Origin of the sequence: Parabacteroides sp. PM6-13, from assembly GCF_029892605.1 — a bacterium.
Lineage (GTDB): Bacteria > Bacteroidota > Bacteroidia > Bacteroidales > Tannerellaceae > QVMG01.
In genome coordinates this window covers 1-14053 of record NZ_JARXWF010000004.1, presented here as the reverse complement: position 1 = coordinate 14053, position 14053 = coordinate 1, and the positions used below count along the sequence as shown (strand labels likewise).

Annotated in this window: 15 protein-coding genes; all 15 read left to right on the top strand. The window is 43.7% G+C overall.

The window, feature by feature from the left end; translation table 11 throughout:
• The first annotated feature begins 1 nt into the window (after position 1).
• Positions 2-451 carry a GatB/YqeY domain-containing protein gene (locus M2134_RS05060; protein ID WP_280751478.1) on the top strand — a complete coding sequence of 150 codons (450 nt, stop codon included), beginning with the start codon at positions 2-4 and terminating at the stop codon, positions 449-451.
• Between the two features lie 13 nt (positions 452-464).
• Positions 465-1883 carry a carbon starvation protein A gene (locus M2134_RS05055; protein WP_280751479.1) on the top strand — a complete coding sequence of 473 codons (1419 nt, stop codon included), beginning with the start codon at positions 465-467 and terminating at the stop codon, positions 1881-1883.
• A 110-nt stretch (positions 1884-1993) separates the two neighbouring features.
• Positions 1994-2686 carry a CDGSH iron-sulfur domain-containing protein gene (locus M2134_RS05050; RefSeq protein ID WP_280751480.1) on the top strand — a complete coding sequence of 231 codons (693 nt, stop codon included), beginning with the start codon at positions 1994-1996 and terminating at the stop codon, positions 2684-2686.
• A 296-nt stretch (positions 2687-2982) separates the two neighbouring features.
• Positions 2983-4263, top strand: coding sequence for a putative DNA modification/repair radical SAM protein (locus M2134_RS05045; RefSeq protein ID WP_280751481.1), 1281 nt, complete (start codon positions 2983-2985; stop codon positions 4261-4263).
• Entirely contained in the window at positions 4260-5024 is a 765-nt protein-coding gene (locus M2134_RS05040) for a TIGR03915 family putative DNA repair protein (RefSeq protein ID WP_280751482.1), read from the top strand. The genes M2134_RS05045 and M2134_RS05040 overlap by 4 nt, the downstream gene beginning before the upstream one ends.
• A gap of 71 nt (positions 5025-5095) precedes the next feature.
• Positions 5096-5524, top strand: coding sequence for an N-acetyltransferase (locus M2134_RS05035; protein WP_280751483.1), 429 nt, complete (start codon positions 5096-5098; stop codon positions 5522-5524).
• Positions 5525-5536: 12 nt separating this feature from the next.
• Positions 5537-5803, top strand: coding sequence for a GNAT family N-acetyltransferase (locus M2134_RS05030; protein WP_280751484.1), 267 nt, complete (start codon positions 5537-5539; stop codon positions 5801-5803).
• Between the two features lie 1091 nt (positions 5804-6894).
• The gene (locus tag M2134_RS15765) at positions 6895-6963 is read left to right on the top strand and encodes a hypothetical protein (protein ID WP_348525030.1); all 69 of its coding nucleotides are present in this window, start codon (positions 6895-6897) and stop codon (positions 6961-6963) included.
• A gap of 54 nt (positions 6964-7017) precedes the next feature.
• Entirely contained in the window at positions 7018-7122 is a 105-nt protein-coding gene (locus M2134_RS05025) for a hypothetical protein (protein WP_280758141.1), read from the top strand.
• Positions 7123-7840: 718 nt separating this feature from the next.
• Entirely contained in the window at positions 7841-8116 is a 276-nt protein-coding gene (locus M2134_RS05020; RefSeq protein WP_280751485.1) for an NVEALA domain-containing protein, read from the top strand.
• A gap of 128 nt (positions 8117-8244) precedes the next feature.
• Complete coding sequence (locus M2134_RS05015; RefSeq protein WP_280751486.1) at positions 8245-9366, top strand: 6-bladed beta-propeller; 1122 nt, start codon at positions 8245-8247, stop codon at positions 9364-9366.
• A gap of 431 nt (positions 9367-9797) precedes the next feature.
• Positions 9798-11738 (top strand): transglutaminase domain-containing protein, encoded by a 1941-nt coding sequence (locus M2134_RS05010; RefSeq protein WP_280751487.1) that lies wholly within the window; start codon positions 9798-9800, stop codon positions 11736-11738.
• Positions 11739-12130: 392 nt separating this feature from the next.
• Complete coding sequence (locus M2134_RS05005) at positions 12131-12403, top strand: NVEALA domain-containing protein (RefSeq protein ID WP_280751488.1); 273 nt, start codon at positions 12131-12133, stop codon at positions 12401-12403.
• A 67-nt stretch (positions 12404-12470) separates the two neighbouring features.
• Entirely contained in the window at positions 12471-13598 is a 1128-nt protein-coding gene (locus M2134_RS05000) for a 6-bladed beta-propeller (protein ID WP_280751489.1), read from the top strand.
• A gap of 108 nt (positions 13599-13706) precedes the next feature.
• On the top strand, positions 13707-14053 hold a 347-nt coding region (locus M2134_RS04995; RefSeq protein ID WP_280758140.1), incomplete at its 3' end, for a S26 family signal peptidase.

Genomic DNA, 14053 nt, shown 5'->3' with positions numbered 1-14053 from the left:
AATGAACCTGTTTGATCAAATCAGTGAAGACATTAAAGCGGCCATGTTGGCAAAAGAGAAGGTACGCCTGCAGGCGCTGCGTGGAATAAAGAAAGAATTTCTGGAAGCTAAGACAGCGAAAGGTGGAGATGGCGAGTTGACTGACGAAGCCGCCGTGAAGATTCTTCAGAAGATGGTGAAACAACGCAAAGACAGTGCCGCCATTTATAAAGAACAAGGACGTGACGACCTGGCCGCTCCGGAATTGGAAGAGGTCTCTTATATCGAAGTGTATCTGCCGAAACAGATGTCCGCGGAGGAGTTGGAAGCGGCCTTGAAAGCCATCATTGCTGAGGTAGGGGCTGCCGGCCCTCAGGATATGGGTAAAGTTATGGGTACGGCTACCAAAGCGTTGGCTGGTAAGGCGGAGGGCAAAGCGATCTCCGAAACGGTTAAGCGGCTTTTGTCTTAATTTGCCGGAATAGATGATCACTTTTACCTGTTGTCTATTTTTCCTGATAATAGGCTATTTCGTGTATGGCCGTTTCGTGGAGAAGATATTCGGGGTAGATCCCGATCGTCAGACTCCTGCTTACGCCCAACGCGATGGTGTAGACTTTCTGCCTATGCCTACCTGGAAGGTTTTTATGATCCAATTTCTGAATATCGCGGGACTGGGACCTATCTTTGGCGCAATCATGGGAGCGAAGTTCGGTATGTCCTCCTTCCTGTGGATCGTATTAGGCACGGTCTTTGCCGGTGCGACGCATGACTTCCTGGCCGCTATGCTCTCTTTGCGCCATGACGGAGAGAGCCTGCCGGAAATGGTAGGGCGTTACCTGGGAAGCCGCTTCAAACAGTTTATGCGCGTATTTACCATTGTCTTGATGGTGTTGGTGGGCGCTGTGTTTGTGGCGGGTCCGGCGGGTCTGTTGGCAAATCTGACCGCAGAGCACCTGGATCTTACCTTTTGGATCATTGTGATCTTTATCTATTATATGATAGCGGCGGTATTACCGGTCGATAAATTGATCGGGCGTATATACCCCATTTTTGCTGCCGCCTTGTTGTTTATGGCAGTTGGCATATTGGTGATGCTGTTCGTGCATCATCCTCCTATTCCGGAGATTACGGATGGATTATATAATACACACCCCAATCAGCTACCAATTTTCCCTATAATGTTCGTGAGTATTGCCTGTGGAGCTATCTCCGGCTTCCATGCCACGCAAAGTCCCCTGATGGCGCGAACCATAAAAAGCGAGAAATATGCCCGTCCGGTATTCTACGGCTCTATGATTACCGAAGGCATCGTAGCGCTGATCTGGGCTGCTGCCGCTACCTATTTCTATCATAATCATGGCATGGCGGAAAGCAACGCGGCTGTTATTGTTGACAGTATCACGAAGAACTGGCTGGGAACCGCCGGCGCTGTCCTGGCTATTCTGGGGGTGATCGCGGCACCTATCACCACCGGCGACACCGCCTTCCGATCCGCCCGCCTGATCGTGGCCGATTTCCTTCATTGGGAACAGAAAACACTCTGGAAACGATTGGCGATCAGTATCCCCCTCTTCCTGGCGGGTATTGCAATTCTGCTTTATAGTATGAAAGATAAGGATGGCTTCGATATGATCTGGCGCTATTTTGCCTGGACCAATCAAACACTGGCCATTTTTACCTTATGGGCATTGACTGTCTATCTGACGAAAGAGAAAAAATTATACATCATCACCCTGATCCCCGCTTTGTTTATGACTGCCGTATGTACGACCTATATCTTTGTCGCTCCTGAAGGGTTCGGGTTAAGTACCGCACTTTCGCAAATCATTGGAGTAGGCATAGCGCTGATCACCCTTTGTTGGTTTATCCTCTGGAACGTCAAACGTAAGAAAGAGGCATAAGCCTATCTCCTTCTACATAAATAATAACGGTTTTTTGCCAGGCAATTCAAACAAATAATATAGTTATTTGTTACTTTCATATAAGAGAGTTTTCATAATTATATTGCCATATGAACCAATCAAACAAAAAGAAAATTAAAATTACCAAGGATGGACCTTATCAGGTTACAGGCCATATCCCTTTTAATCAATTACGCTTTGTCGCCGATAAAAAAGGCGCTTCAAGCGCTTATAAAGAAATTCAGCAATACAAGGTAGATGAAACCTATTACCTGTGTCGCTGTGGCAGATCCAACAACTATCCGTTTTGTGACGATTCTCATCTGAAGGGTGAGCCATTCAATGGAACAGAGACCTCCGGGCATAAGAGTTATGACCAGATGGCGGAGAAGATAGAAGGTGTTCAGGTAGATCTCTTGGATGCTGAAGAACTATGCGCGGTAGCTCGCTTTTGTGATACCTATGGCTCCACCTGGAACCTGGTAGCGGAAAACAACGATCCGAAGAGTGTAGAAATAATCAAACAACAATGTGCGAATTGTCCGAGTGGTCGTTTGACGATGGTCACGAAAGAGGGCGAAATTCAGGAAGAGGAATTGCCACAGGAAATAAGTATGCTCGAAGATATCCCTGCCGAGGCGCATGGACCGATCTGGGTGAAGGGTGGTATTCCGATTGAAGACGCGAACGGACGTTTTTATCCGATTCGTCAGCGCGTTACTTTATGTCGTTGTGGCAAATCCAAAAACAAGCCATTTTGCGACGCTTCCCACATGCAAAATCAGGGAGAATTGAAAGAATAATCGTTTTATTGGAAAAAAAGGAACAATTTGTGAACAATTTATATTGTAGCTTGTTATTAGTATAAAGTGTTTTTCATGGTATTAGAATTAGGTTTAATTAGGTAGATCCGTCTTATTCGTGAGAATGGGACGGTTTTTTTTGTTTTCACCTGTTCATAACTTTCCACTAAGCAATCGGGCGTCCTCTCTTATTTTCGCTATTTTTGTAGAAAATAGGATGCGCCCTAGCATAGCTCAAGCAAGCTTGGCTCTGCGTTCGGCTTTCGCTATTTTTGTCCTACCTATAATAGTGAGTCATGGATGAAGGCGTATTAGAAAAACTAAAGGTATTGGCGGAATCAGCCCGCTATGATGTCTCCTGCTCGTCGAGCGGCACGACGCGTTCCAACAAAAAAGGAACGATCGGCAGTGCGGCCGGATGGGGCATCTGCCATAGTTTTGCCGAAGATGGCCGATGCATTTCGCTATTGAAAATCATGTTGACCAACTACTGTATATACGATTGCGCCTACTGCATCAACCGCCGAAGCAACGACATCCGCCGCGCTACGCTTTCCGTTTCCGAACTGGTCAGTATCACCATCGAATTTTATCGTCGAAATTATATCGAAGGCTTGTTTCTCAGCTCCGGTGTCGTGCGCAATGCCGACTATACGATGGAGCGCCTGGTGCGTATCGTAAAGGATCTGCGCCTGGTGCATAAGTTCAACGGCTATATTCATATGAAAAGCATTCCGGGAGCCAGCGAAGAATTGGTGCGCGAAGCCGGGCTTTACGCCGATCGTATGAGTGTGAATATCGAGATCCCGAACGAAGCCAACCTGCAAAGCTTGGCTCCGGAGAAGACATTTCAGAGTGTGTTCACACCCATGCGCTACATTCAGCAGGGGATGTTGCAGAGTGCCGACGAACGGAAACGCTTTCGCCATGCGCCTCGCTTCGTGCCGGCCGGACAGAGCACCCAGATGATTGTCGGTGCCACGCCCGACACGGATAAAGATATTCTGCGTGTATCGTCGGCTCTTTATCAACGCCCGAGCATGAAACGGGTCTATTATTCCGGTTTTGTGCCTGTTAATTCATATGACAACCGCCTGCCCGCCCTGAAACAGCCTCCGCTGGTGCGCGAGAACCGTTTGTATCAGGCCGACTGGCTGCTTCGCTTCTATCAGTTCAAGGTAGATGAGATTGTCGACGATGCCTATCCCGACCTTGATTTGGAGGTCGATCCCAAACTGGCCTGGGCCTTGCGCCATCCGGAATGTTTCCCGGTAGATATCAACAAAGCGGACTACGAGATGATCCTGCGTGTGCCCGGCATCGGGGTGAAATCGGCTAAACTGATCGTTGTCTCGCGCCGCCATAACCGACTCGGAGCGGAACAGCTCAAGAAAATGGGCATCGTCATGAAGAAAGCGCAGTATTTCATTACCTGCCACGAACTGTCCATGCATACCATCAACGAGTTGCGTCCCGAGAATGTGCGCCTTATTTTAACACAAAAAGCAGGCGGCAGGAAACGCCGACAGGATGAGAACCAACTGATCCTTCCTTTTGAAGAACATTCCGACGCATGATTATTTTCATCTACGATAACAGCCTGGAGGGATTGTTGACCGCTGTCTTCGATGCCTACTCCCGAAAAACATTCCCCGACATTTTGCAGGGAGAGGAAGAAGCGTTGCCGCTCTTCTACGACGAACTATACCGAGTGATCACCGATACCGCCAAGGCCGACCGGGTATGGAAGGCGCTTGAGAAGAAATTATCGAAGGTGGCGTTGTCGGAGATCACCGTCAGCTGGCTGTCGGAACTGCCCGAAGTGGGCCCCTTGATCTTTCGGTATATCCGAAAAAACATCGATGCACCGCAGTCGGTTGAGATGAATTTTGGCGATCCGGACGTATTGGCCCTATCCAAGATATGGAAGAAGGTGGGCCAGGAAAAGTCACGCTTGGTGCAATTCCTCCGTTTCCAGAAAGCGGCCGATGGCACCTACTTCGCTGCGATGGAGCCACTATACAATGTATTACCCCTCGCCATCCCTTTCCTAAAGGATCGGTATGCCGATCAACGCTGGCTGGTCTACGACCTGAAGCGGGAATATGGCTACTATTACGACCTGCAGGAGGTGATCGAAGTGCGCTTCGAAAAGAAGGAGGAACACCTGCTCTCCGGCTTCCTCAGCGAAGAGATGATGGACAAAGACGAGAAGTTATTCCAGCAGATGTGGAAACAATATCATACCTCCATAGCGATACAAGAGAGAAAAAATCCTAAATTGCAGCGCTCCTTTATGCCAGTCCGCTTTTGGAAGTACCTGACAGAAAAGAGATAAGTCATAATTGATAATTGATATTTTTTAAAATTCTTCATTCATAATTCTTCATTCATAATTCATAATTAAAAATGATCCGCCCCTACATCCCATCCGATATCAGCCGCATGAGCAGCATCTGGCTGGAGGCCTCCTTGTTGGCCCACGATTTTATTCCCCGCTCGTTCTGGGAAGGCAAAGAAAGTGATATGCAAAATATCTACCTGCCTTCCTGTGTCAATTATGTCTATATAGAAAATATAACCGGCGAAGTTGCAGGATTTATTTCCGTAAACGACGGCTTTATTCCTGCCCTGTTTGTGGCTCCCAGTATGCAAAAGCGCGGGATCGGAAAACAATTATTGGATTATGTGAAACGAACCCATGCGCATCTGTCGCTTCATGTCTATGCCAAAAACCACCAGGCGATCTCTTTTTACGAAAAGCAGGGCTTTCGGATCACGGAAGAGCGCACCGAAAGGCAGTCGGGCGAACAGGAATATGTCATGGAATACCCCTAACACAAGAAAGATATGGAGTTAGAGATCAAACACCTACCGGAAAAGAACCGTTTTGAAACCACCGTAGATGGGTTTACGGCATTCGTAAACTACCGGATTGCAAACGAAGCGTTAGATATTTTGCATACCGTTGTACCCAGAGCCATCGAAGGACAAGGAATTGCCGCCGCCTTGGTGAAACAGGCTTATGACTATGCGCGCGCAAACGATATGCGATGCCAAGCCACCTGCTCGTATGCCGTCGTCTGGCTGCGCCGCCATCCTGACTATGTTGATTGAAAGGCTGCACGTAGGGCTCTCTGTTGGCTGAGCATGCTCGGTCATTTGGCTCACCATGCTCAACCAATTGGCTCACCATGCTCAGCCAGTTGGTCGACCATGCTCAGCCAACAAATACTCCTGCAGTCATCATTCAGTTTCACCTACCAGGGTTGTAATCAAAGGTGCAAAGGAAAAGGGGATATAGTGGTTAGTGGTTAGTGATTGCGCCGAAGAGATAGGTGTTTTTTCAAATAGGAGGGAATGTGAAGATTTATGAAGGAGCGCTGTAAGCGCGATTCAACCCAGCCCATGGGTGACCGCAGGGAACCCTGGGTATCAGAGTATAATAATAATGGAGTTCTGAAAGAACGACTATATACACAAATACCTAATAGTCACTCTTTGGCTAAGGCCGATCTTCGATTCAGAGTTCCATTTACTTTAACCTAAACCACCCAGGGTTCCCTGCGGTCACCCATGGGCTGGGTTGAATCGCGCTTGCAGCGCTCCTTCAAAAACCTTCAATTCTTACAATATCTGAAGACGCCCCTTTCTCCTTTCTCCTTTCTCCTTCACATATTCCAATATCTGAAGACAGGTAATAACCGTATCCTCTTTGATGATAGTAATCTCTTTGAATGAAGAGTTGCCAGGCTGAGCTACAAAGAGACGAGGAAAACCCTTTGCCCGTTCCTCCAAGTCGTCTTGAATAGCTTTTTCAAATAATTGCTGTATTTTCTCTTGATAAAAAGGGAAGTATCCCCATGTTGTAGCGCTCTTCCATATAAAAAGAGCATACTTATTCCGCAGATTAGAGAAAGAATAATAATAGGAATACCTACCTTCTGATACATTTTCACACGTCGCACCACCTTGTTTCAATGGAAAAAATAATCTTTTTTACTGAGATTTTGCTGAGAAGATCATTTCTCAGTAAAATCTCAGTAAATATTTTTGGAATTTACATGTATGTTCTTTTCATTTACCGGAGAATAAAAAAACAATGTTATTATGAAACGAGATAACTTTGATTATCCGGTTTGTGTAGACAGGGAAGACCAAATGAATAAACTCAACGGCTTCCCCTACGGAATACCGGAGAGAAGCCATTGGTAATTCTGGATACAGCCGCCACCTGTGGCTGTGCCTCACCGAGTTTTGAATTGAAAATCGCTTAGCGAAGCGTAAAGCAAAAACATCCGGCACAACCCGGAGAGACATTGCAGGTAAAGGTGGTTTATACCCCCAAGGATACGGGCTTCTTTAGCGAAACCATTACTGTTAAGTGTAATACGGAGAAATGGATAAAGCTAACGATAAGTGGAGAAGTGTTTTAACGCAAAAGAAACTTGGTGCGCCTTCGTGTTACTTGGTGGTAAAAACTCATTGTGGTATTATTCACCACGAAGTAATACAAAGGCACACAAAGAAGAAAAGAGACCGGAAAAGAACGTTAATGCAAAAGAAACTTAGTGTGACTTAGAGATACTTGGTGGTAAAAAACTCGTTGTAGCATTATTAACCACAAAGTAACGCAAAGGCGCACAAAGAAGAAAAGAGACCGGAAGAACGTTAATGCAAAAGAAACTTAGTGTGACTTAGAGATACTTTGTGGTAAAAAACTCATTGTAGCATTATTAACCACGAAGTAATACAAAGACACACAAAGTATAGAGTGAATGAATTAAAGTAAAATTAGGGGACAGATGCTAAAAAAAGCAAAAGGGAGAAACAACGTTCGCTTCCCGAAGGAACAGAAGCAACTGCTCTAAGAGTTGATATGATAGAAGCAGCCTCCCCCACTTGCCCCTCCTAACCATTTAATAAGAACCAACGGTCGCTTAGCGAAGCGTAAAGCAAAGGAGGTCGCTCATTATGAGCAAAGATACTTAGAAATGCTGAAAGGACAAAAGTCAGGCGTCCTATACACAAACCTTGTACACTTTCTAAAAGTAAGTAAGACATGTGTTTACGACGTAACCCATAATCCGCGGAAGGAAAGTAGGTGAGGTTGTGGATAGGAAATAAATTAATAACATCTTAATAATTAAGATTATGAAAAAGAAAATCATAGGATTTGTAATGGTTGTTGCGATAGCTATTACGGCAGGGTGGAATGTGTATCAGAATGAGAAAGAAATAGGACTCTCTGATTTGGCCTTAGCGAATGTGGAAGCGTTGGCAAACTGCGAAAGTGCAGTAGAATTCAAGAGAGGAAGAGCTGTTAAGATGACATGCGTAAATACATCAGGATCATCATATATATTGGATGCATGTGATTTCGACGATAACTATCCTGGAATGTGTCAAGGGAGAAAAGCAAATAGCTAGTTCACCCTCAAACAGAGAATCGACAAAATAAGCATTGGGAGAAGCAGTCGTTTTTTAGAAAACGAAACTGAAATATGAGCTGCTTCTCCTACTTATATAGTTTATTTTCATAATAAATAACAGTTAGTATGATATCCTTTATTTTGATTTTTTGCTTATGTTTCTTTGCCTCTTGCAATAGCAAACCAGTTCACAACAATGAGGTAAAAACCATCAATGTTTCATTCAATGGCAATGAAAGCGTAAATCTGTCGGAATTTGTTGATAGTCTGCAATATATCGTATTAGAAGACTACGATGAATCCTCTATGATACAAGAGATAACAAAACTTGAAATCGCGGACTCCTTACTCTTCATATTGGACAAGGAAATGAAAAAAATCCTATGCTTCCACGAGAACGGCGCTTTTCTAAGAACGATTGGCAACGTAGGTGGAGCTCCTGGAGAATATATAGCGATAGACGACTTTTGCCTGAACGAAAAAGGCGAATTGATTGTATTGGACAGAAGCGGAAAGAAGATTCTAATCTATGATCATAACGGTCATTATAGGACAAGCTATAAAATTGACATGACAGGGACTCAAATAGCTGCCATAGGGGATAAATATCTTTTCTACACACGGGGGATTGACTATCACACTATGAAAAAAGAGTATGGATATAACCTTTTTTTAACGGATAGTACCTGTCAGGTTGAAGAGATGTATTTCGCCTATAATGAGGCAACGGATGACTTTCTCTTTGGGAAAGTGTTCGACGTGGATGTCGATTTCAAAGAGGTTCTTTTTAACTATGCTGTTTATGACACTATCTACCAATTCGATACGAAAGGAATTGTTGATAAGTTTTTTATCAACTTCGGTGACAAGAGGCTGCCCGTGGAAAATATGACAACGGATAATAATAACACTTACTTCGCCGCATCAAAGTATGCTACTATTATAGGTGTTCGTTCAGCGGGTGAGTATTGTTTTATTAATTATACCTATAAAAATAGAGTAAGGTTGTTATTTGTTAAAGATGATAAAGTTACGAATGCTCAATTTGTTGAAAACGACATCGATAACACACTCTATTTGTTGATGCCCGATAAAGTGATCGGAGATCATGCTTATTATATAAGAGAATCATCAGACATGACTAATTATTACAATCAGGACACAGTATGGGTAAACACAAAGAACGGGATAAAGAAATATATAACTACAGAGTCAAATCCAGTCATCGTAAAGGCTTTCTTAAAATAGTATTAATCATCGTATTACTGTCTATTACAGCATGCATCAAAAAAAACAAAAATCAAAGGCGTATCACCATTTTTGACGAATTTGTTGATATTGGTGCGTTCTCGCATAATACATACTTTGAATATGCGATAAAACTTGAAAACTTAACCTCTGACACATTATTTGTCAAAAAAGTAGAAACGTCCTGTGAGTGTGTATCAGTAGTTAAGAATATAGATAAAATCGATCCTCACAATGTCGACTCTTTCATCGTATCGCTTGTGTTTGAAACAAAAGGGTACATAAACAGAGGATTCTCTTTTTATCTGGAAGATGAGCAAGAGCCTTATTCTGTTATATTTGAAGGTGAAATAAACAATTGATATGATTTAAAAACTTCAGAATGTCTTTTTTAGAATTAACAACGTAAAAAACCCTGTAAGTTGTTTATAATGAAATACATTTATCCCTTCTTTTTCATTTTGTTAGTATCTTGCTCTCAAAAAGCAAATTTAGACCTCGCCCTCCAATCCGCCGGTTCCAATCGCCCCGAACTGGAGAAGGTCTTGGATCATTACTCTGCTTCCCCTTCCGATAGCCTCAAGCTGCGGGCTGCGGTTTTCCTGATCGAGAATATGCCCTATTACTTCAGCTATAGCGGGGAGGATCTGGAGAAGATCAAAGAGGCTATGCGGTGGATGAAAAAGGATAATGAACATATTCCCGACAGCATTATCCGGGCAGCAAACGATTTCTCTACCCAAAGCCTCCGCAAAGTATATGATGCCCAGGTGATCACGGCGGATTACCTGATCCGCCATATCGACCAATGCTTTCGCAATTGGCAGGAACGCCCCTGGAACCGCCATCTCTCCTTCGAGGAGTTCGCCGAGTGGCTATTGCCTTACCGCGTTGGTCTGGAACCCTTGGAGGAGTGGATGGAACCCTACCGGGAGAAGTACGCCACGGCATTGGACTCACTCTATCAGGGAACGGATCCCATCGAGGCAGCCAATCTACTAAGCCTTTATCTCGGGCAGACGGAGAAAATCACCTTTAACTCTGATGTGCAATATATCAATCCCGGTCCGCTCTTCTACTTGGATTGTATCAGCGGAAGCTGTCTTGATCTGAGAGATGCCTCAATCTATATTCTCCGGGCAATAGGTATTCCGGCAATGGCTGACTTCTTCCGCATTTCGCCTACGGAAGGAAACGGCATGCATACCTGGGTGGTGATCCGTGATACGACAGGACGGGACGTGGCTTTCCGCAGCCCCGGCCTTGAAGTGAGCCGCAGTCTGCCTGCGGATTATCAAAAAGGAAAAGTCTACCGCAAATGCCATGGTTTGCAACCCCTCTCACAAGATATTATAACCGATCCCCGGATTCCCTCCTTCTTCCGCTCACCGTTCCTCCGCGATGTGACGGAAAGTTATAGCGGAAAGAACCGCCTCGAAGTGGAGGTGGCGGAAAAAGGACATGAATATATCTATCTGGGTGTACATACCTCATGGCGTACGATGCCTATTGCCATGGCAAAAGTTCGGGGAAGAAAGGCTGTATTTGAAGATGTGGAGAAAGGACTGGTCTACCAACTGTTGGCAGCCGAGGGGGAGCAGTTATCCGTAGCGGGTTATCCGGTTCTCTTCGGGGAGGACTCCACCCGCGTGTTTGTGCCCGATACGACCCGGAGGCAAACGCTTCACCTCTACCGTAAGTATTTCCTGGCGGATTGGCTCTACAGGTATATGAATTACATGATCGATGGAACAATAGAAGGGGCTGTCGATAAACATTTTCAGAACCAAACATTCTACTACCAACTGCAAGACTCGATCAGAAACGAGATTGTAAAAAGTTATTTTCCCAACCCGGCAGAAAAGACCCGCTACGTCCGTTTCTCCTCTCCTTATAACCGGCGTATCGACCTGGCAGAGGTCTCCTTCTTTACGCCGGAGGGACAGATTCCACCCGCGAAGATTGCTCTTTCGGGAGGCCCCTCCCTGAATATCTATAAGAACGGGTTATTACAGAATATAAGCGACGGGGATCCGCTCACCTATTATGCTTCGGCGGATACGTCGGCCACGGTGGTGTTTGATCTGGGGGAAGCCGCTTCGCTTACCCACATAGATATCCTGCCACGAACGGATGATAATTTTATTCGTCCCGGTGATGTGTATGAGCTGCATTACCAGGCAGGAATAGAAGGGTGGAAAAGCTTGGGGCGCCAACAGGCAACAGCATGGAAAGGTCTCATATACGACAATGTGCCTACCAATGCCCTGTTATGGCTTCAAAACCATACGCGAGGAAAAGAGGAACAGGTGTTCTATATGGATGGAGAGGAGCAGGTGTTTACGGGGAAGAAGAGAGTGGTTAATTATTAATTATTAATTGTTAATTGAAGATCGTTTAGCGAGCATAATAACAGATAAAAAAACTTGGTGCGCCTTCGTGTTACTTGGTGGCTAAAAAATATATATATCTTAAGGAGGTTTTCACCACGAAGTGACACAAAGGCGCACAAAGTAAAGAAATAGAGAAAAAGAAGAGATATATAATAACAAGAGGCAAAGAAAGGGGAGAAACATTTCATAATACGCGGAAGTATTGCTGTTTGAGCAGCGAATGATGTTTCTCCCCGGACTTGTCCTCCCAAAGGAAGGAGGTGTCAGGCAAAGATAAGTAAATATTATATACAATCTGCAGAAGAAGAGTAGGTGGCTTGTAGAGAGAAAAAGAATTAACAATATAAATAAAAAATTAGACATATAAAAATATGAAAAAGAAAATCATAGGATTTGTAATGTTTGCAGCGATAGCGGTTGCTGCAGGATGGAATGTGTATCAGAATGAGAGCAAAATCTCTCTATCTGACATAGGGCAAGCTAACGTTGACGCATTAGCCGCAGGCGAATCATCAAATAATAATCAAAATCCATGTAAATGGAAGCATGTAAGTTGTGGTTTTTTTTCTGGTAGTCGAGAAGTATGTCTCACAGATGGAGATGGAAATACTTGTCCTTGTGGATATGTAAGTAGAGATTGTTAATCCAAACAATGGGCATCAACGTCTTAAAATGGCGTTGATGCCTTCATTCTTAATTAAAAAATGCGATATGATATTAGTTTTTGTGTTTATATGCTTATTATTGAATAGTTGTAGTGAAAAAGTAGAATCGGATCATATCATACACTCCGATGCGATTCAAAACAGCAAAGCGTGTACGAATTTAGCGGATTTATTTGATGTTGAGTTTATTCCGTTAGAGACATTAGATGAATCATTATTGGGGCGTTCGGTTGGGAAAGTCGTAAAGAAGAATGGTCAGTTCTATATATCTTGTGATCGTAAATACATACTTGTCTTCGACCATGCCGGTAAATACCTATTTCAAATAAACAAACAAGGGGGAGGCCCCGGGGAATACACGAATCTATCGGACTTTGATGTGACGGAGGAAGGAGATATTGTCGTATTAAATTCTTCAAAAATAATCAAATATGATCCTTCGGGCAATATGATCGCTTCATTTGACATAGATATAACCGGTTTTAATTTATCTATTTTAGACAAAGACAGAATGCTTGTCTGTGCTTCCGGTGAAGATTACTTATTATATGCAATCGATACCCAAGGCCATGTATTGTCTAAAGATCTTTATAACAAAGGTAAGACTTCTATGGGGAAAAACATTGCATTCAACTATTTGCCAAAGCAAGGCTTTATATATCAGTATGAATTTACAAATACATTTATGATTTATGATAAAACGCGAAATTCGTTTAATGAACAATGTCTGATTCCTGTTGAAATGAACGTGATAAATATGTCTGACGACAAGAGAATGAGGGATAGACACGGCTATGACTATTATGAAAAACTTCCACAAACCAGGTTGTTAGGGGGCGTATCCATGTACTCTGATTATCTTTTGTTCTCTATAGGTAGCAACAGCGATGGTTTTTCAGTTTACATTGCAGACAATGTGAAAAATAACAGTTGGATTATTTCTGATAAAACAAAAAGTGACATTGGTTCCTTGTCTCCATTTGTTTTATTAAATAATGTAAACAAGTGTATTTCTGACGATTGTTTTGTTACATATATTGCAGTTGACCAACTTGTTGAAGAATTGGAATTGGGGCATCAATTCCTAAACGAGCCACTTACCTCTTATTTCAACAGAATTGAAAAACCAGAGGAAGAAAACCCTGTTTTGATTTTGCTGAAGATAAAAAAATAAACTTCGTGCGCCTTAGAGATGCTTCGTGGTTTAAAGAAAAGAGAATAATTGCGGTTTTATGTTGAACCACCAAGTGACATAAAGGCATACAAAGTAAACAATAAAACAATGAAAACACTCAAACCCATCCTTCGTAAAGCGGCGCATATCCTGGTCGACGTGGTCTTCTGGTTGATGATGGCGGGGCTTGGCTGGCTCTTTTTGCAGGTGTTTGTGTTTACCTCGTTTAAGATACCGAGCGATTCGATGGAGCCGGCATTGGAGGCGGGGGATAATGTGTTGGTATGGAAAGGGATTCCCGGGGCACGGTTGTTTAATATCTTCGACACACTCAATGAGGAACAGGTGGAGATCTACCGTCTGCCGGGCATACGACGGATACGGCATAACGATGTGGTGGTGTTTAACTTTCCGCATCCCAACCACTGGGGGAAGGTGGAGATGCATATTATGAA

Excerpts from the sequence above, each read along its gene's own strand:
- M2134_RS05035 (WP_280751483.1), top strand. The coding sequence starts at position 5,096 with ATGATCCGCCCCTACATCCCATCCGATATCAGCCGCATGAGCAGCATC.
- M2134_RS05010 (WP_280751487.1), top strand. The coding sequence starts at position 9,798 with ATGAAATACATTTATCCCTTCTTTTTCATTTTGTTAGTATCTTGCTCT.
- M2134_RS05050 (WP_280751480.1), top strand. The coding sequence starts at position 1,994 with ATGAACCAATCAAACAAAAAGAAAATTAAAATTACCAAGGATGGACCT.
- M2134_RS05045 (WP_280751481.1), top strand. The coding sequence starts at position 2,983 with ATGGATGAAGGCGTATTAGAAAAACTAAAGGTATTGGCGGAATCAGCC.
- M2134_RS05000 (WP_280751489.1), top strand. The coding sequence starts at position 12,471 with ATGATATTAGTTTTTGTGTTTATATGCTTATTATTGAATAGTTGTAGT.
- M2134_RS05030 (WP_280751484.1), top strand. The coding sequence starts at position 5,537 with ATGGAGTTAGAGATCAAACACCTACCGGAAAAGAACCGTTTTGAAACC.
- M2134_RS05015 (WP_280751486.1), top strand. The coding sequence starts at position 8,245 with ATGATATCCTTTATTTTGATTTTTTGCTTATGTTTCTTTGCCTCTTGC.
- M2134_RS05060 (WP_280751478.1), top strand. The coding sequence starts at position 2 with ATGAACCTGTTTGATCAAATCAGTGAAGACATTAAAGCGGCCATGTTG.
- M2134_RS05040 (WP_280751482.1), top strand. The coding sequence starts at position 4,260 with ATGATTATTTTCATCTACGATAACAGCCTGGAGGGATTGTTGACCGCT.
- M2134_RS05005 (WP_280751488.1), top strand. The coding sequence starts at position 12,131 with ATGAAAAAGAAAATCATAGGATTTGTAATGTTTGCAGCGATAGCGGTT.
- M2134_RS05020 (WP_280751485.1), top strand. The coding sequence starts at position 7,841 with ATGAAAAAGAAAATCATAGGATTTGTAATGGTTGTTGCGATAGCTATT.
- M2134_RS05055 (WP_280751479.1), top strand. The coding sequence starts at position 465 with ATGATCACTTTTACCTGTTGTCTATTTTTCCTGATAATAGGCTATTTC.